This is a genomic window from Nocardia sp. NPDC056064, assembly GCF_042266925.1.
Lineage (GTDB): Bacteria > Actinomycetota > Actinomycetes > Mycobacteriales > Mycobacteriaceae > Nocardia.
This window is the reverse complement of the sequence record NZ_JBHJWO010000001.1, coordinates 3,599,306-3,624,308: the sequence shown is the minus strand read 5'-3', so window position 1 is coordinate 3,624,308 and position 25,003 is coordinate 3,599,306. Positions and strand designations below refer to the sequence as shown.

Annotated in this window: 19 protein-coding genes; 11 read left to right on the top strand and 8 right to left on the bottom strand. The window is 70.0% G+C overall.

Features of this window, described 5'->3' with window-relative positions:
- Window positions 1-27: 27 nt before the first annotated feature.
- Window positions 28-1,716, bottom strand: a complete 1,689-nt coding sequence (locus ACFC06_RS16750; protein ID WP_375931502.1) for a hypothetical protein — start codon at window positions 1,714-1,716, stop codon at window positions 28-30.
- A gap of 237 nt (window positions 1,717-1,953) precedes the next feature.
- Between ACFC06_RS16750 and ACFC06_RS16745 the strand changes: the two genes are divergently transcribed.
- Window positions 1,954-3,198 (top strand): polysaccharide biosynthesis protein, encoded by a 1,245-nt coding sequence (locus ACFC06_RS16745; RefSeq protein ID WP_375931499.1) that lies wholly within the window; start codon window positions 1,954-1,956, stop codon window positions 3,196-3,198.
- A gap of 246 nt (window positions 3,199-3,444) precedes the next feature.
- On the opposite strand, the gene ACFC06_RS16740 is transcribed toward ACFC06_RS16745, so the two are convergent.
- Window positions 3,445-4,644, bottom strand: coding sequence for a DUF3068 domain-containing protein (locus tag ACFC06_RS16740; RefSeq protein ID WP_375931496.1), 1,200 nt, complete (start codon window positions 4,642-4,644; stop codon window positions 3,445-3,447).
- A gap of 171 nt (window positions 4,645-4,815) precedes the next feature.
- On the opposite strand from ACFC06_RS16740, the gene ACFC06_RS16735 reads away from it, so the two are divergent.
- Window positions 4,816-6,018 carry an acyltransferase family protein gene (locus ACFC06_RS16735; RefSeq protein WP_375931493.1) on the top strand — a complete coding sequence of 401 codons (1,203 nt, stop codon included), beginning with the start codon at window positions 4,816-4,818 and terminating at the stop codon, window positions 6,016-6,018.
- Between the two features lie 41 nt (window positions 6,019-6,059).
- Here ACFC06_RS16735 and ACFC06_RS16730 read toward each other — a convergent pair whose 3' ends face one another.
- The 4 genes from ACFC06_RS16730 to ACFC06_RS16715 all read right to left on the bottom strand — a co-directional run bounded on the left by ACFC06_RS16730 (window position 6,060) and on the right by ACFC06_RS16715 (window position 12,497).
- Window positions 6,060-10,361, bottom strand: a complete 4,302-nt coding sequence (locus ACFC06_RS16730; RefSeq protein ID WP_375931490.1) for an alpha-(1->3)-arabinofuranosyltransferase family protein — start codon at window positions 10,359-10,361, stop codon at window positions 6,060-6,062.
- A 79-nt stretch (window positions 10,362-10,440) separates the two neighbouring features.
- On the bottom strand, window positions 10,441-10,611 hold the full coding sequence (locus ACFC06_RS16725) for a DUF2613 domain-containing protein (RefSeq protein ID WP_022566695.1): 171 nt from the start codon (window positions 10,609-10,611) through the stop codon (window positions 10,441-10,443).
- Between the two features lie 66 nt (window positions 10,612-10,677).
- Window positions 10,678-11,979 (bottom strand): isochorismate synthase MenF, encoded by a 1,302-nt coding sequence (locus ACFC06_RS16720; protein WP_375931485.1) that lies wholly within the window; start codon window positions 11,977-11,979, stop codon window positions 10,678-10,680.
- Window positions 11,980-12,026: 47 nt separating this feature from the next.
- The gene (locus ACFC06_RS16715; RefSeq protein WP_375931482.1) at window positions 12,027-12,497 is read right to left on the bottom strand and encodes a universal stress protein; all 471 of its coding nucleotides are present in this window, start codon (window positions 12,495-12,497) and stop codon (window positions 12,027-12,029) included.
- Window positions 12,498-12,621: 124 nt separating this feature from the next.
- Between ACFC06_RS16715 and ACFC06_RS16710 the strand changes: the two genes are divergently transcribed.
- The 3 genes from ACFC06_RS16710 to ACFC06_RS16700 all read left to right on the top strand — a co-directional run bounded on the left by ACFC06_RS16710 (window position 12,622) and on the right by ACFC06_RS16700 (window position 15,885).
- Window positions 12,622-13,788 carry a glycoside hydrolase family 3 N-terminal domain-containing protein gene (locus ACFC06_RS16710; protein ID WP_375931479.1) on the top strand — a complete coding sequence of 389 codons (1,167 nt, stop codon included), beginning with the start codon at window positions 12,622-12,624 and terminating at the stop codon, window positions 13,786-13,788.
- Between the two features lie 85 nt (window positions 13,789-13,873).
- Window positions 13,874-14,473, top strand: coding sequence for a TetR/AcrR family transcriptional regulator (locus ACFC06_RS16705; protein WP_278261132.1), 600 nt, complete (start codon window positions 13,874-13,876; stop codon window positions 14,471-14,473).
- Between the two features lie 68 nt (window positions 14,474-14,541).
- The gene (locus ACFC06_RS16700; protein WP_375931475.1) at window positions 14,542-15,885 is read left to right on the top strand and encodes a DUF5685 family protein; all 1,344 of its coding nucleotides are present in this window, start codon (window positions 14,542-14,544) and stop codon (window positions 15,883-15,885) included.
- 7 nt (window positions 15,886-15,892) lie between these two features.
- On the opposite strand, the gene ACFC06_RS16695 is transcribed toward ACFC06_RS16700, so the two are convergent.
- Window positions 15,893-17,743: a VanW family protein gene (locus tag ACFC06_RS16695; protein WP_375931472.1), complete on the bottom strand. Its 1,851-nt coding sequence runs from the start codon at window positions 17,741-17,743 to the stop codon at window positions 15,893-15,895.
- Between the two features lie 308 nt (window positions 17,744-18,051).
- On the opposite strand from ACFC06_RS16695, the gene gnd reads away from it, so the two are divergent.
- The 6 genes from gnd (at window position 18,052) to ACFC06_RS16665 (ending at window position 23,482) form a co-directional block, all read left to right on the top strand.
- The gene (gnd, locus tag ACFC06_RS16690) at window positions 18,052-19,083 is read left to right on the top strand and encodes a phosphogluconate dehydrogenase (NAD(+)-dependent, decarboxylating) (protein WP_375931469.1); all 1,032 of its coding nucleotides are present in this window, start codon (window positions 18,052-18,054) and stop codon (window positions 19,081-19,083) included.
- A 200-nt stretch (window positions 19,084-19,283) separates the two neighbouring features.
- Window positions 19,284-19,985 (top strand): hypothetical protein, encoded by a 702-nt coding sequence (locus tag ACFC06_RS16685; RefSeq protein WP_375931466.1) that lies wholly within the window; start codon window positions 19,284-19,286, stop codon window positions 19,983-19,985.
- A gap of 83 nt (window positions 19,986-20,068) precedes the next feature.
- Window positions 20,069-21,043 carry an alpha/beta hydrolase gene (locus tag ACFC06_RS16680; RefSeq protein ID WP_375931463.1) on the top strand — a complete coding sequence of 325 codons (975 nt, stop codon included), beginning with the start codon at window positions 20,069-20,071 and terminating at the stop codon, window positions 21,041-21,043.
- Window positions 21,044-21,141: 98 nt separating this feature from the next.
- Window positions 21,142-21,366, top strand: coding sequence for a hypothetical protein (locus ACFC06_RS16675; protein ID WP_375931460.1), 225 nt, complete (start codon window positions 21,142-21,144; stop codon window positions 21,364-21,366).
- 101 nt (window positions 21,367-21,467) lie between these two features.
- Entirely contained in the window at window positions 21,468-21,686 is a 219-nt protein-coding gene (locus ACFC06_RS16670; protein WP_375931457.1) for a hypothetical protein, read from the top strand.
- Window positions 21,687-21,853: 167 nt separating this feature from the next.
- Complete coding sequence (locus ACFC06_RS16665; protein ID WP_375931454.1) at window positions 21,854-23,482, top strand: HipA domain-containing protein; 1,629 nt, start codon at window positions 21,854-21,856, stop codon at window positions 23,480-23,482.
- A 65-nt stretch (window positions 23,483-23,547) separates the two neighbouring features.
- Here the strand turns inward: ACFC06_RS16665 and ACFC06_RS16660 are convergent, their stop codons facing one another.
- Entirely contained in the window at window positions 23,548-24,882 is a 1,335-nt protein-coding gene (locus ACFC06_RS16660) for an acetyl-CoA C-acetyltransferase (RefSeq protein ID WP_375931451.1), read from the bottom strand.
- Between the last annotated feature and the right edge of the window lie 121 nt (window positions 24,883-25,003).

The following is a 25,003-nucleotide window of genomic DNA, read 5'->3' as shown; positions in this document are numbered from 1 at the left end:
CTCTGTCGCGGTGCCGCGCCGTTCGGGTCAGCGGCGGCGCAGGGCGGTCGTCAGGAGGGCCGTGACGAGGAGTGTGGCCCAGAGGAGGTGGGCGGCGATGGAGAGTCGCCGTTGGGTGGAGGTCGCTATGTCCCGAGGGGTGGGGTCGGGGACGCGGTAGAGGGACAGGTTGTCGTCTGTGTGGACGAGTTGGGTCGCGGCCAGGGTCTTCTCGGAGGTTCCGAGGGGGCCGGGGGTGGTGCGTTCCACGAGGATCCAGCCCACGCCGAGATCGGCGAGGGTGGTGGGTGGGGCGCCTGCGAGCAGGGCGTCCTCGACGGTGCGCGCACGGTTTCCTTCGCCGGTGACGGCGTAACCGCGGACGCGGAGTTCGCCGGTCTGGAGCACGTCGTTGGGCAGGATGCGCGGAGCCGGGTCGAGGACGGGAGCTGTTCCGCTGTACGGGAATCGGCGGAACATGCCGCCGGGGAGGACGGCTACGTCGCCGGGCCCGTCGATCTTCTCGGCCACCTGTGCCCAGCTGCCGGGATAGTGCACCGGACGCATCTCGTTGCCCACTCCCCAAGCGAGGTCGGCGAGCGGGAGAACGAGGAGCGCGATGAAAAGTGCTGCGACTGTGGATGTTCCAGAAGCTCGGCGCTGAAACCACACCGCGACCTGCTGACACGCGGCCGCCGCGCACAGCACATACGCGGGCATCGCCAGCGCCACATACTTCTGCGTATCCCGCAGCAACCCCGCCCCGGGCACGTGCACCACCAGCCACTCGCCGAAGGCCAGTCCCCACGGCGTCGCGCCGAGCGCGGGCAGCACGATGGCCGCCGCCGCGATCACCAGCAGGGTCCGCCCGCCGCGCCCGCGCGTCCACACCGCGCGCACCCCGAGTGCCACGATGGCGAGCAGGAAGACGGTCGCTATCAGGGCCAACGGTGTCGTCCGGCTGGCGGGCACCGCTTCGCTGTTCCAGATCCCGCCGAGCCCGGCCAGGCTGCCCAGCGTGCCCAGCCACGGTTCGGCCCGCGCCGCGAACGCCGCCACACCGGCGGGATCGGACGGCTCGGCGCCCGATCCGAGCGCCGTCGCGGTCAGCCACGGCGCGCAACTCACCAACCACAGCACGACAGCCGGGAGCAGCGCCCGACGACCGACCAGCGCGAGTCCGATGATCGCCGCCAGCAGCGACCCGGTGGGTGTCAGTCCCGCCGCCGCGAAGCTCGCCGCCAGCGCGGCCCAGGCCCCGAGGCGTTCCGGTGCGAGGGCCCGGCGCACCCGCACCGCCGCGAGCGCGGTCCACGGCAGCGCCGCGTATCCGGCCAGCAGACTCCAGTGCCCTTGCAGAAGCCGTTCGGCGACAAAGGGATTCCACAGCGCGAGGGTCGCGGCGACCAGCTGTGCCGGCAGCGACGCGTCGACGAACCGGCGGGCCAGCGCGGCGGCGCCGTACCCCGCCGCCCACAGCGCGACGATGAGAATGGCCTTCACCAGAATGCCGCCGTCGATCACCGGCGACAGCACCGCCAGCAGCGCGTCCTGCGGGACCGCGCGCGGGGCGGCGGCACCGAGGCCGAGGGCGGAGTCGGTGAGATAGGAACGGGGGGTGCTCACCGCGTCACGTAGCAGCAGATAGCCCGAGCCCGCCAGCGGCCCGATGATGACCAGCGTGAGCAGCGCACAGTATCCGGCGACCCAGGCCCTCGCACGCGAATTACTCACCACCCGCACCTTACGTCCCGTCCCAGGGCGCGGAGACCGGGGTCGAGTGGGCCGGTTCCCGGTTGCGCCGACCTGGCCCGGTGCGGTCCGTAGCCGGGCGGACACGCCAGGTGAGTCCGGTCGGACTCACATTTTCGGGGTACCGCCCGCGCCCGGCACACACAGGTGCGACGATGAGGCGTGTCCTCGGTCCGTCGCCCCCCTGTCGTTGCTGACCTGACCTGGGTGACGGCCGGCGCGATGACCGCCAACGTCGCCGGTTACCTGCTGCAACTGCTCGCCGGTCGCTGGCTCGGCGTCGCGGGCTACAGCGAGTTCGCCAGCCTGCTGGCCGTGCAGTTGCTGTGCGCGGTGCCCGCCCTGGCCATGCAGAACGTGGTCGCGCGCGAGGTGGTGCGCGGGGCGAGCCTGTCGGCCGTGCGCGCGATGCAGTGGCGCTGTGCCGCGCTGGTCGCCGCGGTGGCGGTGGTGCTGGTTCCGGTCGTGGCCGGGTTGCTCCATGTGGGGGTGTGGGCGGCGGCGGGCGCGCTGGGTGCGGCGCCCGCGCTGGTCATCCTGTCGGGGGAGCAGGGAATCCTGCAGGGCGGCAACCGTTTCCGTCAGCTCGCGGTTGTTCTGGCGATGGCGGGAACCGCCCGCGTCGCCCCCGCGCTGCTGGCCCTCGCACTCGGGGGCGGAGCGGCGGGCGCCCTGTGGGCCGGAGCCGCGGGCATCATCGGCGCTGCCGCGCTCGCCGCCCGCATAGCCCGCGCCGTCAGCACGAGCGCCGACAACCCTGCCACCGCGCAGACCGAAGGCGATTCCATGCCGTCGGACGGCCCCTCGGCGCGAAACGCTCCCGACCCGGCGACCCGCGAAGCCGGCACGAGACGACCCGCCATCGGCGTCCTCCCCGTCCTGCGCGCCGTCCAGGTCCAGGCCGCCCTCATGGCCCTGTCCTCCGCCGACCTCATCGTCGTGCGCATCGTCCTCGACGACGTCGACGCCAGCCGCTACTCCCTCGGCACCATCGCCACCAAGATCGCCTTCTGGCTCCCACAGGCCGTCGGTGTGGTGCTGTATCCGCGCATGGCCCAGCCCACCCACTCCGCGCGGGCCATCCGTGACGCGCTCTCGGTGCTGTCGGTGATCGGCATCGTCGCGGTGCTCGGTGCCGCGGTGGCCGCCCCGCTGGCCCCCCTGTTCGCCGGACAGGACTACGCGCCGATCCAGGGCCTGCTGTGGATGTTCGCCCTGCACGGCGCGATCCTGGCCGTCCTCCAGGGCGCGCTGCTCTCGGCCATCGCCGTGGAACGCACGGCGCTGGCCGCGGTCACCTGGGTGGGTCTGGCGCTCGAGGTGACCCTCATGCTCGCCTTCGCCCGCTCGATCGGCACGCTGATCAGCACTGCGGTTTCCGTCGCCGCCGTCACCACGACGATCGTCGCGGTCGTCGTCCTGCGCACCGCCGCGCGCGCCACCCCGCGCGAACCCGTCGCCGCGTAATCGGCGTCCAGCAATCCACAATCCCGCAGCCTGTGGACAACTACCTGTGGATAACTTCGGTCCGACCGGAAACCGCCAGCTGGGGCTGGGGAACACCCGTTCGACCCCTTCCTGGACCCTTCATCCACACACCATGCACCGAACCCCTGTGGATAACCTGCAAACCGCGAGCGCAACCGAACCGCTGCCCCGGAAACGCCGACGGCCCCGGTCATGATGACCGGGGCCGTCGGGATCGAACAGTCCTCAGGGACGCTTGTTGGTGTCGATCTGCTCGGTGGGACCGTCGTAGTCCCCGCGCGGGAACTGCGTGGTCGGAGCGTCGTCGTCATCCCACCTCGTCGCGCCCGACTCACGCGTCTCGGGCTCCGGCGCCGGGGCGGGCGCCGGACGGCCACCGCGCGGGCTCGCGTGGGCAGGCGTGCCGCCACCACCGCGCAGGCCGAGGAACAGGCCGGCCAGCAGCGCGATCACACCGAGAATGCCGAACACGATCGGCACGATCCGGCCGAACAGCGAGAGCTTGTCGGTGTTCTCCTTGGCGATCGCGATCTGCGATTCGATGGTCGACTCGTCGAAGACGATGTGCGACTTGAGCGCGGTCACCTCGGGCTTGTCGCCGTTGCGGGCGTAGAACAGGTGGATCGACTCGCCGCCCTTGATGACGGTGCCGGTCTGCGGCTCGACCCACAGGTCACGCACATTGGTGTAGTAGCGGGTCATGGTGACCGGGGTGTCGTCGTCGCCCACGCCCCACTTCTTGGCGGGCAGCGTCAGCCGGTTGGTCGGCGACTGCACCACGTCCCAGGTGCTGGTGACCGGCGCGATCATCTGGAACCGGTAGACCTTCATGCTGTTGATCTCGGTCTCTTCGATGAAGTTGGCATCGAAGGACTTGCGCACGTTGACGTCGAAGTACGGGTAGGTCTTCTTCTCGGTGCCGATCGGGAAGCGGTAGCCCAGGCCGGTGTGCTGCACCGGGTCCATGACGCTGCCGTTCTTGTCCACGGTGACCGCGATCGAGCCGTTGGGGTCGGTGTCGACCGGCTCGCCGGTGGTGCGCGAGATGGTGACGCGGTCGATCATGGCGCTGAGCAGGCCGGTGTCGCCCTGCACGTCGGTGCGGCGCAGCGTCTGGCCCGCCTGCAGCGTCATCTCGTCGGCGTCGGAGGGCTCCTCGACGGTGACGAAGCGCTGCGAGACCAGCGGCACGTCCTTGTTCACGACGGCCGGACCGTCACCGGTGGTCAGCGACTTGGAGTCGAGCACGAGGCTCTCCTCGCCCGGCTGGTTCTCGGCGATGGTGGTGATCTCGAGGTCGAGCGGAGTCTTGGCGACCTTGCTCACCGTGTAGGTGGGGATCATCAGCGCGGCGACGAGTAATGCCGCGCCCAGACCCACGAGCACGCAGGCAACCGTCCTTCTGGTTCCGGCACTCAGTGCCATGCAAACTCTCCTCGTCGTTCGAACACGGATCATCCGGTGGTCTGGTATTGCGACCACAGGCCCTCGTGAGCCCCGACACTAACAGCCCACACCTATGGACATGGGCCCTGCGCCCGGTAAATCGCCGACACGCTCGCCCAGGGAATTGCCGACACGGCAGACTGGACCTCGATGACGATCGCCACAGCCCCCGTTCCGCCCCCACGCGCCTTCATTCCCGCTCTGGAGGGAATGCGCGGGATGGCGGCGCTCGGTGTGCTGCTCACCCACGTCGCGTTCCAGACCGGCAGCGGGCACATCCGGGTGCTCGGCCCGATCCTGGAACGCTTCGACATGGCGGTCGCGGTGTTCTTCGCGCTGTCGGGGTTCCTGCTCTGGCGTCCGCACGCGGCCCGCGCGCACGGGTACGGTAGTGCCCCCTCCACCGCGCGCTACCTGCTGCACCGCTTCGCGCGGATCATGCCCGCCTACTGGGTCGTGGTGGTGTTCGTGCTGGTCCTGCTGCCGAGTGCGGCGCAGTCGGCCAATCTGCGGGTGTGGGTGTCGAACCTGTTCCTGCTGCAGGTCTTCGTGCCGCTGACGCTCACCGACGGCCTCACCCAGATGTGGAGCCTGTCGGTGGAGGTGGCCTTCTACCTGGTGCTGCCGCTGCTGGCCTGGCTGGTGGTGCGGCTGCGCGGCCGCGCGGCGCGCTGGCGGGTGCCGGTGCTCGGCGTGCTCATCGCGGTGAGCCTGACCTGGAACTTCTGGCCGGTGCCGACCCCGGACGCCATCCACGCCGACAACTGGCTGCCCGGCTACCTGCCCTGGTTCGGCGCGGGCATGGTGCTCGCGGAGCTGATCCACCTGGTCGCGCCCGCCTCACGCTGGGGCAGGGTGCTGTCCAACCAGCGGCTCATGTGGGCGATCGCGCTGGTGGCGTTCCTGATCTCGGCGACCGAATACGGTGGCCCCGCCGGCCTGGAACGCGCCGAACCGTGGCAGTACGCGATGAAGATGCTGCTGGGCATGATCCTGGGCTTCGGCCTGCTCGCCCCGCTGGTGCTGCGCCCCGTCGAGGCGAAGCCGCACCGCTGGCTGGAGTCGAGCCCCGCCGCCGTCCTCGGCCGCTGGTCCTACGGGATCTTCCTGTGGCACCTGGTGGTGCTCACCATGGTCTTCCCCGTCTTCGCCATCCTCCCGTTCAACGGCCACCTGCTCTACGTCCTCACCCTCACCGTCCTGGGCACGCTGCCGCTGGCCGCCGCGAGCTACGCCCTCATCGAGGAACCGGCCCGCCTGTGGGCCCGCCGCGTCGACAAGCGCGCCGCCGAGGCCGAGGCAGCCCGCCGCGCCGCCCGCGAATCGACCCCCGCCCCGGCGTCGACGCACTGATCGGGACCGCGCACGTCGACAGCGGCCCGTATCACCGCCGATCAGCGGGGTCGAGCTGTGGCCGAATCCCGGTGCGCTCGCTCGACTGCTGTCGATCGCGGCGGCGGGGGAGTGCGGCGGGGGAGTGCGGCGAGGCCCACCGCGATGACGGCAAGGACCGCCGGTGCCTGAGCCCAGATGGACCCGCCCATGTACGGCGTCCCGGAGCGCCAGGTCCCCGTCGACAACGCCGCCGCCGAGATCAGCGTGCCCACGCCCGCGATCCACGGCAGCGTCTCGGCTGTCATCCGGGGCCGGAAACGACTACACGCCAACCCGATCACCGTGAACGCCGCACCGATCGGCCCGCTGATGACCGCGATCGCACCGGTGAGCCCGACCGCGCCGACCCAGCGCACACCCCAGGTCGTCGGCGCGGGACCCTGATCAGGTAGCGGACGGCGACGCGGAATCGCGAGCAGCACAAGCGGAATCAACAGCAGCAGGCCACCGAAGATCGATAGGCGATACCACCGGTCGGCCGGGAACGAGACGGTGATCTCCCCGGTGGTCCCCGCCGGGATCACCCAGCCCTGCTGCCAGCCGTCGACGACCACCGGCGCCAGTTCGGCTCCCGATGCGGTCCGCGCCTCCCAACCCACATTGGTACTGAGCGGCAGCACCAGCAGTCGGGTGCCGGAGGAATCACCACCGGGAGGGGTGCTTTCCGGCGCGGTCTCTTCGCCATCGGCGGGAACCGGTGAACCCGCCTGGTCCTGTTCGCCGACAGCGGGCGCACCCGGGTAGGGGTCGGTGCGGGTCAGGCGCAGGCGGTCGACCGTGAAGAGTTCGGTCGGGACCACTGTGAGGTCGGGATGTCCGGGCAGCAGTTCGACATCGGCGGCGTCGGCCTCGCACGGACGCGCGGAAACAGGTGCGCCGGAACGGAGTTCGTCGGCGGTGGCGGTGATCGTCGTGTGCACCGCACGCCCGCCGACCGCGATCACCGGACCCTGCTCGCAGCCGATGGTGACCAGCCGGTCACCGGGAGCGGGCGCCGGATAGTCGGGTCCGAGCACCTCGACCTCGGCGAGCCCGGGCGGCTGGGTGAGCACGAAGCCGAGCGCGGTCCGGTCGAGCACCTCGCGCCAGGACCGGATGCTGATCTCCACCCGATCGGTCACCGTGGGATACAGCGAGATCCGCGCGGGCTCACCGTGTTCGCGGTCGGGCAGCTCGCGCACCTGCGGGCCGTTGCCGAGGTTCACCGTCACGCCGGTGGCCGTCGCGGGCAGGCCGCCCAGCGCGGTGGTGATGTCGAGTCCGGTGACCAGCGCGGGTTCCGGAAGTTCCAGTACCAGTGTCGGTTTGCCGCCCAGGGGCTCGCGCACCGTGGACTCCGGCGCGGTCCAGGTGGTCTTCGGATCGCCGTCGGTGGCCGCGAAGGCGGCGCCGCGCAGGTCGGCGACATCGGCCTTGCCGCGCGCGACCGGGCGGGTGGGATCGGTGAGCAGGGCTTCGAGCGCCGGGCCGGGCCGGGTGCGCACGGTGAGATCGGTGCCGACGGTCAGCGGCTCCGGCACCGCCAGCGTGCGGGTGAACACGCCCGGTTCCTCGGCGGGCAGGCCGAGGCCCTTGCTGCAGTGCACGCGGCCGGGACCGTCGAAACAGTTGCTGCGCCCGGGGAATTCCTGTCCCAGATCCCAGCCGCTGGGCACCGTCCCGGCGGGGACGTCGGGCAGGACGATCCGGTGCCGGATGTCCACCCGCACCGGTGCCTCGCGGTTGGAGTAGTCGTCGAGCGTGAGTTCGCTGATGCCGAACTGTCCACCGGCGGTGCCGGTCTCGGTGCGCGCGGCGGTGATCATCACCCACTCGGTAGACCCCGCGGGCAGCGGAACCGCCACCGGCTCACCGGGTTCGGTGATCCGCGCCGACACGGTGCCGCGCGGCGTGCGCACCTCGACCCACTTCACCGGATCGCCCAGTGCCGCCGCGGTGGTGGTGAAGCGCAGCGAGCCGGAGGTGATCGGCTGGTCCAGGTCGAGCCGAATCCATTGCCCGAGCGCGGCTTCGGAGCCATTGCTGATCCAGGCCGTGCTCGGATCGCCGTCGACGGCCGCCGCGGTGGAACTGCCGGGCGCGGCGCCGCCGATCTGGGTGGCGTCGGCGGCCGAGCTCGACGCGGTCACCTTCGCGCCCGACCATTCGCCCTGCACCAGCCCGGCGCCCTCGACGGGATAGTCCGGAACGAGGTTGTGGGTGCGCCGGGCGTCGTCGGCGGCGCGGACCGCGGAGTTGTGGTTGTCGACGCGGCCGAAATCGGATTCGCGGTCCATCGGGGTATCGGTCAGCAGCACCGGGCGCGGCGGAAGTCCGGCGCGGCGGGCATCCGCGTCGAGAATCACCGGCGCGGTGGGGTTCTCGTTGTCGCGCCGGACCCGTTCCAGCACCTCGGGCCCGCCCTTGACCACGGGCACCGCGTCGAGCGGCACGGTGTAGGCGCCGGGGAACGCCGGCGGTGCGCCGGTGCCGCTGCGCACCTCGACCGGGGTGCCGGGGCCGGGCACCTCGACGCGGTAGATCTCGATCGCGGGATAGGGCGGCAGCAGATCGTTGTCGACCACCAGGCCCTCGTCGGCCGCCCGCGGGCCGATGGGCGCACCGAACTCGGCCACCTTCGTCAGCCCCGGTGAGCCCTCGATCGCGGCGTGCGCCAGCATCGGCCGGGTGGAGCGCGAGGTCTCGGGGTCGAGGTCGTTGCGCAGGACCAGGACGCCGATGCCCTGGTCGGCCAGGGTCGCGGCCAGCCCGGCGGACGGGCGTCCGTCGGCGATGAGCCGCTGTACGGAGTCCATCGCCCGGATGGTGCCCGGCGGGTTCAGCGGCACGGAATCCCGGACGGCCCAAGGGGTTTGCGCGAGCGCCTGGAGGGGTTCGTCGCGGGTGAGTCCCCAGATCTGGCTGCCGAAGGGCGCGCCGGGGACGATCAGCGCGCGCGTGTCGGCGGCATTGTCGGCCAGCCACTGCGCGGTGTCGGTCCAGTATCGCGGCACCTCGTCGTAGGCGCCGCGCGGGGCGAGTCTGCCGGTCCAGGCCAGCGAGGTCGCCAGGGTGAGCGCGGCCAGGACCAGCGCGGCCACCGCGACGAGCCGGTCGCGCTCGGGATGGGCGAACGCGGTCAGCGACCGGCGCAGCGGCGCCGAGGCGGGCAGGGCCACCCGGCCGAGCAGATGGGCCAGGCCGAGCACCAGCGGCAGGCGGATCAACGGCTCGAGCTTGTGCACATTGCGCAGCGGCGCGCCGCCCGCGTCCAGGAAGACCCGCACCGACTCGGCGAACGGCCCGCCCATCGTGCCGACATACCCCGCGCAGATCCCCGCCAGCCCGACGCACAGGATCAGCACGATCCGCCCCCGGTACGGCATCGACTTGCGGGCCAGTCCCGCCATGCCCGCGGCCGCGAGCAGCCCGGTCGCCAGCACCGCGGCGGGCTGGGTCACCAGCACCGCGCCCGCGATGCGTTCCGGGGAGACGAACGGCGTCCAGCTGTCGGTGCCGCGCAGCACCTCGCTCAGCGACGCCCACTGCGTGGTCACCCCCGAGGACTCGATGTAGTCCAGGAACGGCGGACTCACCTTCCCGAGCAGCAGCAGCGGCACCACCCACCAGAAGGTCGCCAGCACCAGCAGCGGAATCCACGCCCGGGTGAACTTCCACCAGGCCCGATTCGGCCGGTACGAGGCCCACCACAGCGCCGCGGGCAGGAACGCCGCGACCGTCGCGACGGCGTTCACCGACCCCATCAACGCCAGCGCGAGTGCGCTACCGGCGGGGGAGAGCACCCCGCCACGCCGGATCGCGGGCGCGTCGCCGTTGTACGCCGCCGATCCGCCGCGAGCGCGCCCACGCAGCGCCACCCCCAGCGCGGCGGGCGCGAGCAGCACCCACGGCGCCAGCATCATCGGCAGCGTCTCCGAGGAGATCGAACCGAGCGTCGTGAGCACCCGGGGTGACAGGGCGAAGGCGATACCCGCGATCACGCGTGACCCGCGCGCGCCGATGCCCAGCGTCTCGCACAGTTTGACGATGCCCCAGAAGCCCGCGAGCAGCAGCAGTGCCCACCAGACGCGCTGGGTCACCCAGGCGGGCACGTGCAGCAGATGTCCGGCGGAGAAGAAGGTGCCGTGCGGGAAGAAGTAGCCGTACGCCTGGTTCTGGACCTGGCCCATCGGGGCCTGGCTGTTCCACAGATGCGAGGCCCGCGCGAGGAAGCCGAGCGGGTTCTGCGCGAGATCGTATTTGGTGTCGGCGACGGTGAGGCCGGGCGCCTGCGCGAAGGTCAGTACGAAGGCGGCTACCACCGAGCCGACGAACCAGCGCCAGCCCAGTGGCGCCTTGTTCAGTTGCCCCGAATCGGGGCGCGACGCGCGGGCGTCGGCCTCAGCGGCTGCCGTATTCAGGGGCGTTGAGCAGCGAGGAATCCTTGTCACCGCTGCGGTCGATCGAGGGCGCCGTGTTCTGCTGCACCGCGGCCGTGATCGCGAAGACGGCGATTGCGCTCAGCAGGGCGCCGCCGACCGCGCTGGCAACAGCCGGAACAGCAAACTTCATCGCGCACTCCAATACGCTCGACGTCGGGCCTTTCTCCGGCCAACCTAGCAGGTGCGAGCCCGTTGGTCAGTCTTCGGGCAGGTGACAATCCAGCGCGCCGAGCAGGGTGCGGAGTTTGGCCGTGGTCTCGGCCAGCTCGGCCGCCGGATCGGAGTCCGCGACGATCCCGCCGCCCGCGCTCGCCCGCAGGCCGCGCCCGTCGGCCGACAGCTCACCGCCGCGAATCGCCACCAGCCACTCGCCGTCGCCATCGGCCGCGCACCAGCCCACCGCGCCGCCGTAGAAACCACGCCGTGGTTCGTCGGCGGTGATCGCGGCGAGCGCGTCGTCGAAGGGGGTGCCGTTGACGGCAGGCGTCGGATGCAGCAGCAGGGCCAGTTCGAGCGCGGTGGTCGACGGATCGCGCAGCACGCCGTGGATGGGAGTGGCCAGGTGCCACACCTGCTCGGTGCTCATCAGTTCCGGCGAGTCGGGGATGTGCAGTTCGGCGCACACCGGCGTCAGCTGCTGCCGGATCCACTCCACCACATACCCGTGTTCGTCACGATTCTTGCTGCTGGACAACAACTCCCGCGCCTGTGCCGAATCGTCTGCCGGATCGGCGAGCCGGGGGAGCGTCCCCGCCAGCGGGTGCAGCGACACCCGATCACCGTGCCGTTCGACCAGCACCTCGGGCGTCGCGCCGAGCAGCGTCTCCCCGGGCCGTCCGGCGGCGCTCAGATCCACGGAGTAGATATTCGCCCGCGGATGCGCGATGAGCAGATGCGCCGCAACGACTTCCGGCTCCAGCGAGGCCGCCGCCTCCACGAGTACCGAACGCGCCGCGACCACTTTCACCAGCGCGTTGTCCGGCGCGGCGAGCTTCTCGACGAGCTTGGTCACGCGGACCACATGCTCTGCCGCACTGGGTATTTCGGTGACAACCCGTACGGCGGGCAACTCCGGCACCGCGGCGGGCCGCCAAGGTCCCGCGGTGTGTTCGACGGTCTCCGGCTGCCACAGCGCGGCAGGCTCGCGCGGATCGAAGGGCAACGCACCGACGATCACGCGCGGCGCTCGATCCGCGCCGTCACATCCTGGCGTCTCGCTACCGCCGATCGTGCTCTCACGCTGCTCGTCGGCTGGTCCGGTCGCGGTGGTGCGATCGCCCGCCGGAGCCGAGCCGGTCCGCACCGCCGCGTCCGCTCCGCCATCGACGTGCGCCATCGCGTCGGCCCCGTCGGCCGCCGTCGCCCTGGGCAGCACCGGATCGCCCAGACCCTGCCACGAGCGCAGCGCCGCGACAGCCTGCCGGGGATCGGCGAAACTCGCCACCATCCCCGACGCACGCAGCACCGAGTCGGGTCGGGCGAGCAGGAACCGGTTCATGGTCCGTCGACCCTAGCGCCACCCACCGACGCGAACCGCGACCCAGCTCACTGCGGTGGCGGCGGCACCAGGAAGACCGGCCGGTGCCCGTGCTTGAGCACCGCCTCGGCCACGCTGCTGTGCAGCAGCGCCCGCAGGCCGCTCGCCCCGCGCGTGCCCGCGACGATCACGTCCACATCCAGCTCGTCGGCACAGTCCACGATGGCGTTCCAGATGGTGGTGGTGCATTCGGCGGTGCGCGGCTCGGCGACGATCCCCGCCAGTTTCGCCAGGTGCACGCCCTCGGCATTGATCTTGCGCGCCTCGACGTAGGCGATGTCCTCGAGCTCCTCGTCGGGCACCCAGTCCGGCTGCATCACCCCGGCCAGCCCGGAGATCCGGGCGGCCTGCCGCACCATCGGTTCCCAGGCGGTGAGCAGGATCGCGCGCTCGGCGCTGAGGAAGCGGCCCGCGTACTCGATGGCCCGTTTGGCGTGTTCGGAACCGTCGTAGGCGATGAGCATCCGATCGCAAGCCATGACGACCTCCTGCGCAGGTCCGGCGTCTTTGGCACCAGATTACCCCGGTCTCGACCTGCGTAATCGCAAGCTGTTCTCAACCTGTTGCGATGCGATGCGGGCAACGCGGGCTACCGTGGAGCCCATGCGGAAATCGCCTGTGGTCGTGTTCGCAGTCCTCGCCGCCGTCGCCACCGCCTGCTCGGGAGGGTCGTCCTCGGAGACGACGCCCGCGGCGAGCAGCGGCGCCCCGTCCTCGGCGGCTCCCGGCGAGGCGAGCCCGGTGGCTCCGGTCCCCAAGGACTGCGGCGCCGACTACCTCGCCCAGTTCAGCCAGCGCGAGAAGCTCGCCCAGTTGCTCACCGTCGGCATCACCGGCTCCGACGACGCCACCAACGTGGTGAGCACCGAGCAGGTGGGCGGCATCTTCGTCGGCAGCTGGACCGATCCGAGCCTGCTGGACAAGTCCCAGCTCGACGCCGTGAAGGCGCTGGCCAAGGTGCCGCTGATGGTCACCATCGACGAGGAGGGTGGCCGCGTCTCGCGCGCGGCCAACGTCATCGGCGCGATCCCGTCGGCCAGGGAGATCGCGCAGACCGATACGCCCGAGCAGTACTACCAGGACACCCTGGCCCGCTCGAAGGCCCTCAAAGACCTCGGTATCACCGTCAACTTCGCCCCCGATGTCGACGTGAGCAGCCAGCCCGACGACAGCGTCATCGGCGATCGTTCCTTCAGCGACGACCCCGAGGTGGTCACGAAGTTCGCCGACGCCTACATCCGCGCGTCCAACGAGGTCGGCCTCGGTTCGGTGATCAAGCACTTCCCCGGCCACGGTTCCGGCTCGGGTGATTCGCACACCGGCGCGGTCACCACCCCGCCGCTGTCGGAGTTGCAGGACAAGGACCTTGTGCCGTTCCGCAACCTGGTCGGTTCCGGTGCCGCCGTGATGGTCGGCCACCTCGACGTGCCCGGCCTGACCGACCCGGGTGTGCCCGCCAGCATCAGCCCGGCCGCCATGTCGCTGCTGCGTGAGGGGACCGGCTACGGCGCCGCCCCCTTCGACGGCCCGATCTTCACCGACGATCTGGGTGGCATGGCCGCCATCACCGCCCGGCTCTCGATCGAGGAAGCGGTCGAGGCCGCGCTGGTCGCGGGCGCCGACAATGCCCTGTGGATCAGCACCAGCGCGGTGCCGCAGGTGCTCGACCGTTTGGAACAGTCGGTGGCGAGTGGCAAACTGCCCGCCGACAAGGTCGACGCGTCGGTGCTGCGGATGGCGCGCTACAAAGGCGCATCGCTGCCCTGCTGAGCCGCGTGGCGACTGTGCGGCAAATGGGCACGGGTGAACTTACCTTGAAGTAAGATATACGTTCACCCTGCGGTAGGAGTAGTGGATGGCGGGCGGAACGAAGCGACTTCCCCGTGCGGTTCGTGAGCAGCAGATGCTCGACGCCGCGGTCGAGGTTTTCGCGCGCAAGGGCTTCCACGACACCTCGATGGACGCCATCGCGGCCGAGGCCAAGATCTCCAAACCCATGCTCTACCTGTATTACGGCTCCAAGGACGAGCTGTTCCGCGCCTGCATCCAGCGCGAGGGCCTGCGTTTCATCGAGGCCGTCGCGCCCGCGGGCAACCCGCAGCTGACCCCGCACGAACAGGTCCGCACCGCGCTCGAGGGCTTCCTCGATTTCGTCGACCGCAACCGCCAGTCCTGGCAGGTGCTCTACCGTCAGGCAATCGGTCAGCAAGCTTTCGCCTCCGAGATCGACAACGCCCGCGAGCGCGTCATCGAGCTCACCGCCAAGCTGCTGGAATCCAGCGCCAAGCACGCCGAGCCCGGCACCAACTTCGAGGTGGTCGCCGCGGCCGTGATCGGCGCGGGCGAGGCCATCGCCGACCGGGTCGCCGGTGGCCGCATCGAGGTGGCCGAGGCGGTCGATCTGCTCGACGATCTGGCCTGGCGCGGCCTGGCCGGTCGCAAGAAGAACGACTAGCGCTTGCCAGAGTCCCGTCGGCCTGCGAATGTGCACGGCTAGAAGTTTCTCGACAGACGGGGTGGGAAGTGTTCGGCATGTTGAAGCCGTGCGCGCATGGCGCGGCGAAGTACGGCATCGATCCGGGGCAGTGGCAGGCACACATGTGCGGGCTGTGTCTGGGCCTGCGTGACGGGCACGGCCAGCTGGCCCGCACCGCGACCAATACCGACGCCATCGTGCTGAGCGTGCTCACCGAAGCGCAGTCCGCTGCCGCCGATACCCGCACCACGGCCGGACCCTGCCCCCTGCGCGGGATGCGCCGGGCCTCGGTCGTCTCCGCGAACGCCCCCGGTGTGCGGCTGGCCGCCACGGCGTCATTGCTGTTGGGAGCGGCCAAGATTCGCGATCACGCCGACGACGGTGACGCCGCCGCCCTCGCCCGCCGCCCCATGCGCCGAATGTCGGACGCGTGGACCGCGCACGCCCTGCGCGAAGCCGATCGGATCGGCCTCGACGCCCAACCCCTGTTGACCGCCATCGCCGACCAGCCCCGCCTCGAGGCGCTGGCAATGCGGACCGTGCTGGACCGGCACGCGGCCCAGCGGGCGGTGAGCTCCGGGCGGTCCCAGCTCGAGGTGCCGCGTGCGGCCGCTGCTCGGACGGGGCTGGATGCTTCCGAACCGCGCGCGAACATAGGTGCGGCTGAGCCCGGCCCAACGCCTCGAGCTGGGCTGCGTGCCGACTCCGCACCGATCACCCTCGACGACCTCACCGGCCCCACCCAGCTCTGCGCGGCCACCCTGTTCGGCCACACCGCCACTTTGGCAGGCCGCCCGGAAAACGTTGCCGCCCTTCAGGAAATCGGCCGCCACGTAGGCCGCATCGCCCACCTGGCCGACGCCATCGAAGACCGCGAACGCGACCTCGCCCGCGGCCGCTTCAATCCCCTCGAAGCCACCGGCACCGACATGCCCCGCGCCTACCAGCTGGTGCGCGAGAGCGAGCGGATCATCCGCCGCACCGCCGCCGACGCCGAGCTCGACCAGCTGCCCACCGTGCGCTGGGCACTGCTCGACCCGTTGACCGCGCTGCTGCGGCGCATCGGCACCGGCCTGGGGATCGCGGTGGGCCACGCCTGCCGCACTTCCGCTGCGGCCCAGCCACATTCCTCGCACCAGGCCCCGCAGCGGCCCGGCCCCACCCGCCCCGGATCGTTCAAGGCGGGCGGGGTCGTCCTCGGTCTGTACTGCACCGGCCTGGCCTGCTGCTTCGACCACACCAGCCCGTGCTCCGGTGAGCAGAAGGAAGCGTGGATCAAGCGCTGCGACTGCGGCAGTTGCTGCGACTGCGGCAGCGCGTGCGGCGACTGCTGCAGCTGCTGCGGTGACGACGGCTGCTGCGGCGACTGCGGATGCGATTGCGGCTGCTAGGAAATCCTCACTCGCACTTGACCACCGGGATCGGGTCGTACTTCACCGTGCGGGTGTGCCGCGACACCTGGGCGCCGGTCTTGCGATCGGTGATCACCCGGGTGTCGGAGATGGTGAAGCCCGGCGCGCCCTCGGTCGCGATGCAGTCCTTGCCCTTGGGCAGGGTGATCTCGTTGGGCTCGGTCGGCTTGGTCTTCTCGCCGGTGATCGACTCCACGTCAACGGTTTTCGTGCCCCACAGGCGCACCGTGATGTCGGAGCCGGTGGCCACCGTCTGGATGTAGACGCCGGTCGCGTAGGTGTTGCGGAAGGCCAGGTCGATCGCGCCGTCGAACACGGTCGCCTCGCGCGCCGCCGGGTACCGCGAGATGTAGTAGCTGTGCTCGGTGTGCCCGCCGTCTTCCATCCCGGCGAAGTAGGCGGCGTTGTACAGCGTGGTGGCGAACTGGCTGATGCCGCCGCCGACGGCCGTACTCGGCCTGCCCTTGTCGATGATGCCCGACTCCACATAGCCCTCGGCCGCGGTGCGCGGACCGGTGAACTCGTTGAGCGAGAACGTATCTCCCGGCTTCACCACCGCGCCGTCCACCTTGGCGGCGACGGTGCGGATGTTCACCCCGGACGGGCCGCTGAAGCCACCGGTGGTGAACTCGCCGATCATCTCGGTGATGCCAAGCCCCTCGGCGGCCTCGGTGGTGAGCTTGGGCTCGATGCGCTCGTAGACCGCCGCCACGGTGCGATCCCCGGACAGGCTCAGCAGCGAGGGCAGCTTCTCCAGCGTCTTGGCCCAGTCGACCTTCTCGCCCACCACCGCGGGCACCACGGTGGGCTTGCCCGCGCCCACCGTGAACGTGGCGTCCTTGGGTTCGATCTCGGAGACCGCCAATTGCGGTGCGAGCGCGGCGATCACGGCGTCGTTGTCGATCTTCGGGGCCAGCCCGCCGTTGCCGTCGGGTACGAAGCTGAGCACGCTCGCGATCTGCACGGGCGAGAGCTCGGCCCGGATGTCCTTGCCGGACACGACGATCGGCGCGGCGATGGCCGGATTCGCGATCTGCGCCAGCGCCGCCTGCACGGCCTCGATGCGCACCGCGACCGGCGCCGCCACCACGGGCAGGTCCAGGGCATTGCCCTCGGCCCAGTGCGCGGTGATCTCGGCGCGCGCGCCCTCGGTGTCGAGCACCCGGCCCGGCACGGGGGCGACCGCGACCGGCGTGCCGTTGTCGAAGCGCACGGTGCCCTCGACGGTCGGGTTGTCGTGGGTGCGGAACTGCGCGAGCTGCTCGTCGAGCGCGGCGGTGTCGACGGTGCTGGCCACCTGCACCTCGCGGCTGCCGAACAGCGACACCAGCCTGCTGACCGGATTGAGCGGCTGGTCGCCGACCGCGTCCCAGGTGCCGTCCCAGTCCACCTGCAGACCCGCCGTGGCGGGCACCATGCTCGACTGCACGTCACCGATGCGCACCGCCAGCGGCTGTTCGGCGCGCGGGCCGAGCTGGTCGTGCAGCAGGGCGTCGGCCTCGGCCTTGTCCATCCCGCCGACATCCACCCCGGCCACGATGGTGCCGCGCGGCACCTCCCCGGCGCTGAAGGCCAGGTCGGCCAGGTAGGCGGCGGTCCCGAGGGCCAGCACCGCGCCCACCGCGATGCCGATCCGCTTGATCAGTTGCTGCTGGTCACCGGGCTGGGTGGGCGGCTGCGGCGCGCTCGACCAGCGGTCACGGGTGACAGTGCTCAGGGGCATGGTGGGCAGGGCGGTGGTGTCGGCATCGAAAGTGCGATTTGCTTCGAGCAACTTGCGTAGTCCGACCTCGCCCCTTCGGTCGGCCGGTTGCCCGGCGGTCGACTCGGTGGGCACGGAGGTCCTTCCGTCGAATTGTTCAGCTCCCGATGTTTGCGGGGCCCCGGCCAAGGGTAATGCGCGTCGGCATTCTCGGCAGCCCGGCGATCGGGGGCGGACGTACGAAGGCTCCGCGTAGTTGCCGGGTCGGGGGTCTGGCAACTACACGGAGCCGATCTGTTTATCGCGGCCCGGAGCGGGGCGTTACAGCCGTTTCCGGGGAATTTCCGGACGGTAGTGGACGGCCGCCAGCGAGCGGCGGGTGCCCGCGCGCGACAATCGGGGGTGAGACTCGCCACCACGGACCGGACAACGAGGGAGAACTGATGCAGCTGGGAATGATCGGCCTCGGCCGGATGGGGGCCAATATCGTGCGCCGCATCGTGGCCGACGGGAACACCGCGGTGGGTCACGAGCGCCACCAGGGCCACATCGACGAGCTCTCCGAGGAGCTCGGCGACAGCTTCCAGGGCAGCACCGACCTGAAGGAGTTCGTCGGCATGCTCGACGCGCCCCGGGTGGTCTGGGTGATGATCCCCGCCGGCGCGACCGGCGCCGCGATCGACGAGCTGGCCGAGCTGCTCGAGCCGGGCGACATCATCATCGACGGCGGCAACAGCCGCTACCACGAGGACATCAAGCGCGCGAAGGCACTGGCGCCCAAGGGTATTCACTACCTCGACATCGGCACCTCCGGTGGCGTGTTCGGCCTGAAGCGCGGCTTCTGCCTGATGATCGGTGGCGAGGCCGAGCAGGTGCGATACCTCGAGCCGCTGTTCCAGTCGATCGCCCCCGGTGTCGAGGCCGCGCCGCGCACCCCGGGCCGCACCGGCGAGCCGACCCCGTCCGAGCAGGGCTGGCTGCACTGCGGCCCGGCCGGTGCCGGTCACTTCGTGAAGATGGTGCACAACGGCATCGAGTACGGCGCGATGTCGGCCTACGCCGAGGGCCTCAACATCCTCCAGCACGCCAATATGGGCGCCGCGCACGGTGACGGCGAGCACTCCGCCGAGGAGACCCCGCTCGAGCACCCCGAGTACTACCAGTACGACCTGGACATCCCCGAGATCACCGAGGTGTGGCGGCGCGGCTCGGTGGTCGCGTCCTGGCTGCTCGACCTCACCGCGGGCGCCCTGTTCGCCGACCCCAACCTGGACTCGTTCAGCGGCCGGGTGTCCGATTCCGGCGAGGGTCGCTGGACCATCGACGCCGCCATCGACACCGCGGTACCGGTCCCGGTGCTCTCGGCCGCGCTGTTCCAGCGTTTCTCCTCGCGCGGCGAGGCGCTCTACGCCGACAAGATGCTCTCGGCCATGCGCAAGGCCTTCGGCGGCCACAACGAGCTGCCGCAGAAGTAACCCCCTCGCGGACCGCGGCCTCCTGTCATCCGGCGGGAGGCCGCGGGCGCGCGAATCCTACCTGCGACAACGCCGCCGCAAGAGTAAAACGATTATGTTCCACAAAAATGAGAACACGTTCTTGTTTTCCCGGACAACCGTCCAGTCCGGCCGCTACGGTGTCGCCAGAAGGGGGATGGAGCAGGGCTTTGGAGGAAAACATGATCCGGACTTCGCGTCTCGCCGCGGGCGTCGCCACCACCGCGCTCGTCGTCGCCGGTGTCGGCGTAGGGCTCGGTGCCGGCGTCGCCACGGCCGCGGGCGACTGCTCGGTCAGCAGTCACGCGACCAAGAAGGACGCCAGCACCGTCGGTGTCACCCACGTCTACGACAAGGTCGCCAGCGCCGAGGAGATCGGCGTGGGCACCACCGTCACCTACAAGGTGATCGTGGGCACCACCGGCATCGGCAACCCGTACGTCAACACCATCACCGACTTCCCGCCGACCGGCTTCGGCGCCCCGGTCAAGACCACCATCACCGCCTACCACGCGATCGGCGGCCAGGTCACCGAGGACGTCACCCCGGTCCCCAACGCGGGCGGCTGGAAGGTCACCAGCACCGGCTGGTTCGTCAACTCCGGCAACCCGGTCACGCTCACCATCACCTACCCGGTGCCCGACAGCGTCAAGGCGGGTCAGCAGATCACCAGCGGTGGCGTCGGCGTCGCGGGCACCGTGGGTGTCGGCAACGAGATGCCCAACCTCACCGCCTGCTTCACCGCGCGCGCGGCCAACGCGGGCGAGACGGTGATCGGCAGCCTGGGCGAGAACGGCCTCGGCTCCTCGGATGGACAGCTGAGCTCCACCGGCTCGCTGTCGGACATCCTCTCCGACGTGCTGCGCAATCTGATCGGTAGCTGATCGCGTAGCACCAGGCCACCGGGACGATTCGCGCTGTCGTCCCGGTGGCTCGGCCGTATCCCCTCGCTGTAAGGACTCTCCCCGTGCTCCTCCGTGCCCTGGCCGCCGCCGCGGCCCTGCTGCTGTTGCCGACCGCGACCGCCGGTGCCGACGCCTCGCGCCTGGACCACATCGACCGGCCCGGCCAACGTCAGCAGACCCTGCACGTGTACTCCGCGGCCATGGGCCGGGTGATCCCCCTGCAGGTCATCACCCCCTACGACACCAGCGCGCCGCGCCCCACCCTGTATCTGCTCAACGGCGCGGGCGGCGGCGAGGACATCGCGAACTGGTACACCCAGACCGACATCGTGCAGTTCTTCGCCGACAAGAACGTCAACGTGGTGACCCCGGCCGCGGGCAAGTTCTCCTATTACACCGACTGGCAGCGCGACGACCCGAAGCTCGGCCGCCACCAGTGGCAGACCTTCCTCACCGAGGAACTGCCCCCGATCATCGACGCCACCCTGAACACCACCGGCGTCAATGCCATTGCCGGACTGTCCATGTCGGCCACCGCCGTGCTCAACCTGGCCATCGCCGCCCCCGACCGCTACCGCGCCGTCGGCGCCTACAGCGGCTGCGCCTCGGTCTCCGATCCGATGGGCCGCGCCTACGTCGACCTCGTCTTCGCCCGCGCCGGTGCCGATCCCGCCAATATGTGGGGCCCGCCCGGCGACCCCGCCTGGCGCGCCAACGACGCCTACCTGAACGCGGAAGGCTTGCGCGGCAAGGCGATCTACCTCTCCAGCGCCACCGGCCTGCCCGGCGTCGCCGAACAGATACCGGCGGGCGCGAGCCCCGGCAAGGTCATCGGCCTCACCGACCAGATCCTGCTCGGCGGTGCCATCGAGGCCGCCACCAACCTGTGCACCCAGCGCCTGGCCGCCCGCCTGCACGAGCTGAACATCCCCGCCCAGACCGTCTTCCGCCCCGCGGGCACCCACACCTGGAAGTACTGGGAAGAAGACCTGCACAATTCCTGGCCGCTGCTCGCCGAAGCGATCGGCGCGCACTAGTCAAGCCCCCGAAAGTTAGGCGGAACAACAACTTCGAGTCACCCGATGTGTTGATCAGCTCCACAAAATTCTCGAAAGGCCAGTCAATGCACCGTCGTATGGCACGAATCCTGGTAGCCACCGCCGCCGTCGCGGGCATCGCCGCGGGCGGCATCGCCCCCGCGCTCGCAGCCCCCGCACCCACCGCCCCCGCGGTCATCGCCGAGTCCGGCTCCGCGGGCACCGGTTCCGCCCTCATCGACTTCCCCCTCGGCTTCATCAAACTCCTGATCTGCGGCCCCTGGGGCTCCAGCCAGCCGCACCCGAACCCGATGTGCCGCTGACAACGGCTGCACCCGCAACCGGTCTCGACAGCCCGGTCGCAGCACCCGACGTCCCAGTCACAGAACTCGAAGTCTCGAAAGGCTCATCAATGCATCGCCGAATGATCCGTCTCCTGGTCGCCACCGCCGCCCTCGCCGGCATCGCCACCGCCGCCCCCACCGCCCTGGCCGCCCCCGCCACCTCCACCCCGACCGCCATCGCCGAATCCGGCTCCGGCGGCACCGGTTCCGCCCTCCTGGACGCCCCGGTAGGCCTCCTGAAGGTCATCCTCTGCGGCGGCACCGCAGGCCCCCACCCCATCCCCTTCTGCAACAGCTGACCCGCGAGAAAGGCCGCGGCGACACCCGTAATCGGATGCCGCCGCGGCCTTTTCGCTGTGTGCGCCTACCGCTCGATGATCGCCACGACAACCGGACTGCCACCCCGTCCGGTTATAGCAAAATGCTATGCTGACCGGGCTATTGCCGACGTCGGGGGGAGCTTGCCGTGCAGTACATTCGCACATACCGGGACGCCGAGCTCAATGCCGCCGTGCAAATGCGGGCCATGGGGTTCGATGATGCAGCGTTGACCGGCGATGGTGCAGATGGTGGCATCGATGTCTCTTCGGGCAGAGCGCTTGCCCAGGTGAAGTGGCGTGGTGCCGCCGTTTCGCGGGACGAGCTCCAGAAGCTTTTCGGTGCCCGAGGGAGTCTTCTCGAAAAGCGGCTCCTCTTCTTTGCTGCCTCGGAATTCTCCAAACCTGCCGTGGCGTATGCCGATGAACATTCCGATGAACATGGAATAGCACTCTTCGTCTATGAGCCTCATGGAGCACTGATCGCGCGTAGCCTGGCTGCGACGCAGCTCTCTTCGGGGGTGCGGGATTCGGTTCCTTGGGCCGCTCCGACAGCCACCGCGAGGCACGATGGTCGCAGCCACGCGCCCCACTCTGATCGTGTTCAATCCGCCGATGTCTACAAGGCTGGTGTTCTGGCGGGTTCCCTTGATCGCCAATCGGATGGGCGCATCGAATTCCACTACGCGGCGAGCTATCTAGATCTCGAAGGAGAACCGGTCGCATCCACGCTGCCGATCGGGGGGCGATCGGTGTGTGGCCCAGTAGGTACGGCGCCCTCGTTCTTCTCGGGCTTGCTGCCTGAAGGCGAGCGGTTGACGGCACTGCGGGGATTGCTGAAGAACGGCGATGAGCTCGCACTTCTTCTCGCGGTCGGCGCTGAAACACCAGGCGATGTCCAGCTCTTTCCGAGCGGTACAGATCACGTCGACGACGTTCCGGCGTTGGTAGATGGAAGATCGCTCGGCGACCTCGATTTCGATCGGCTGGCCGCGGAGACCGATCGGCACAGTCTTCCTGGGGTGCAGGACAAGACGAGCGCGATGCTGTCGGGCTCCTCACGCCATGCCGCTGGTGGCCGATTCATCCTGAAACTGTCGAAGGCGAGCTACCCGAACCTGATCGAGAACGAAGCGGCACACCTGGCGGCAGCCAGAATGCTGAAGCTGGGTGTCGTCGACTCGAACCTGGTACACGACGGGTCCGGGCAATCGGGTTTGCTGATCCGCCGGTTCGACCGTGTCCACGACGGCGGTCGGTGGCGCCGTCTCGCCTTTGAAGACGCGACGCAGGTCCTCGGTCTGCCGCCATCGGCGAAATACAACGTCGACTCGGTTGCCGTCGTACAGGCGCTGGCCCGGATCGCCGACGCGCCGCTTATCGCGGCTCGAAACCTCTACCTGCAGTTCCTCTTCGCCTGGTTGACCGGCAACGGTGATCTGCACGGGAAGAACGTCGGGGTCCTGCGCGATGGAGTTGGACGCTGGGGAATCGCGCCGATGTACGACATTCCCTGCACTCTCATCTATGGCGATGATTCGATGGCTGTACCGATCGTTGGGCGAACCAGAGGTCTGCGCGCAAGCCATTGGAGCGAGTTCGCCGCCGAGGTCGGGCTGCCCGCCAAGGCCGCGGTTTCCGCCCAGAAGCTCGCATTGCGCGCCGCTTCGGTTGTCGACACGATGGCGCTTCCGTTCAGCGGCTCGCCCCTGAACCGAACACTGCGGGAGTTGCGGTTGCGCAGAGGAGAATTGGAGAACTCGTTCGGTTCGCACTGAGTACATGAAACGGCGGGTGTTCTCCGAATTCTGGAGCCCACCCGCCGTTTCGGTGTTCGGTGTGACTACCGCTCGATGATCGCCACGACGCCCTGGCCGCCCGCGGCGCAGATGGAGACCAGCGCGCGGCCGGAGCCCTTCTCCGCCAGCATCTTCGCGGTCGAGGCGACGATGCGGCCGCCGGTGGCGGCGAACGGGTGGCCCGCGGCCAGCGAGGAGCCGTTGACGTTGAGCTTGCTGCGGTCGATCGAGCCCAGCGCGCCGTCGAGGCCCAGACGCTCCTTGCAGTAGGCGTCGGACTCCCACGCGGCCAGCGTGCACAGCACCACCGAGGCGAAGGCCTCGTGGATCTCGTAGTAGTCGAAGTCCTGCAGGGTCAGGCCGTTGCGGGCCAGCAGGCGCGGCACCGCGTAGGTGGGCGCCATCAGCAGGCCGTCGGGGCCGTGGATGTAGTCCACCGAGGCGACCTCGGAGTCCACCAGGTGTGCCAGCACCGGCAGGTTGCGCTCGGTGGCCCACTCCTCGGTGGACAGCAGCACCGCCGACGCGCCGTCGGTGAGCGGGGTCGAGTTGCCCGCGGTCATGGTGGCGTCGCCCAGCTTGGTGCCGAACACCGGCTTGAGGGTGGCCAGCTTCTCCACGGTCGAGCCCGGACGCAGGTTGTCGTCGCGGGTCAGGCCGAGGAACGGGGTGATCAGGTCGTCGAAGAAGCCCCGGTCGTAGGCTGCGGCCATGTTCTTGTGCGAGAGGTAGGCCAGCTCGTCCTGCGCCTCGCGGGCGATGCCGAACTCCTTGGCGGTGATCGCGGCGTGCTCACCCATCGACAGCCCGGTGCGCGGCTCGGCATTGCGCGGGATCTCGATGCCGAGGAACGAGGGACGCAGCTGCCCGACCAGCTTGAGCCGGTCCTTGTTGGTCTTGGCGCGGTTGGCGGTGAGCATCCACTCGCGCATGTCCTCGCTGACGCCGATCGGCGCGTCGGAGGTGGTGTCGGTGCCGCCGCCGATGCCGGACTCGATGCGGCCCATCGCGATGGCGTCACCGACGGTCGCGATGGACTGCAGGCCGGTGCCACAGGCGAGCTGCAGGTCGTGGGCGGGGGTGTAGGGCGAGAGCTTGGAGCCGAGCACGCTCTCGCGGATCAGGCTGTGCTCGCCGACCTTCTTGAGCACCGCGCCACCGACGACCATGCCCAGGCGCTCGCCCTGCAGGCCGAACCGGCTGACCAGTCCGTCCAGGGTGGCGGTGAACATGTCCTGGTTGGAGGCCTTGGCGTAGGCCTTGTCGGAGCGAGCGAACGGAATGCGGTTACCGCCAACGATCGCGACCGGACGCTGGGTCTTCGCGGTCTTGGCAGGGGTCTTGGCCTTGGCCGTCGCCGAGCGGGCTTTGCTTGTCACTCGAGTTCTCCATGGTCTCGTCGGTTCCGGGTACGCCGGGCGTATCGGTTTACATTAAACTTACTCTGGAGTAAGTTCGTTTGTCGACACCGTACCCGCAAATGTGATTCACACGGGGGAC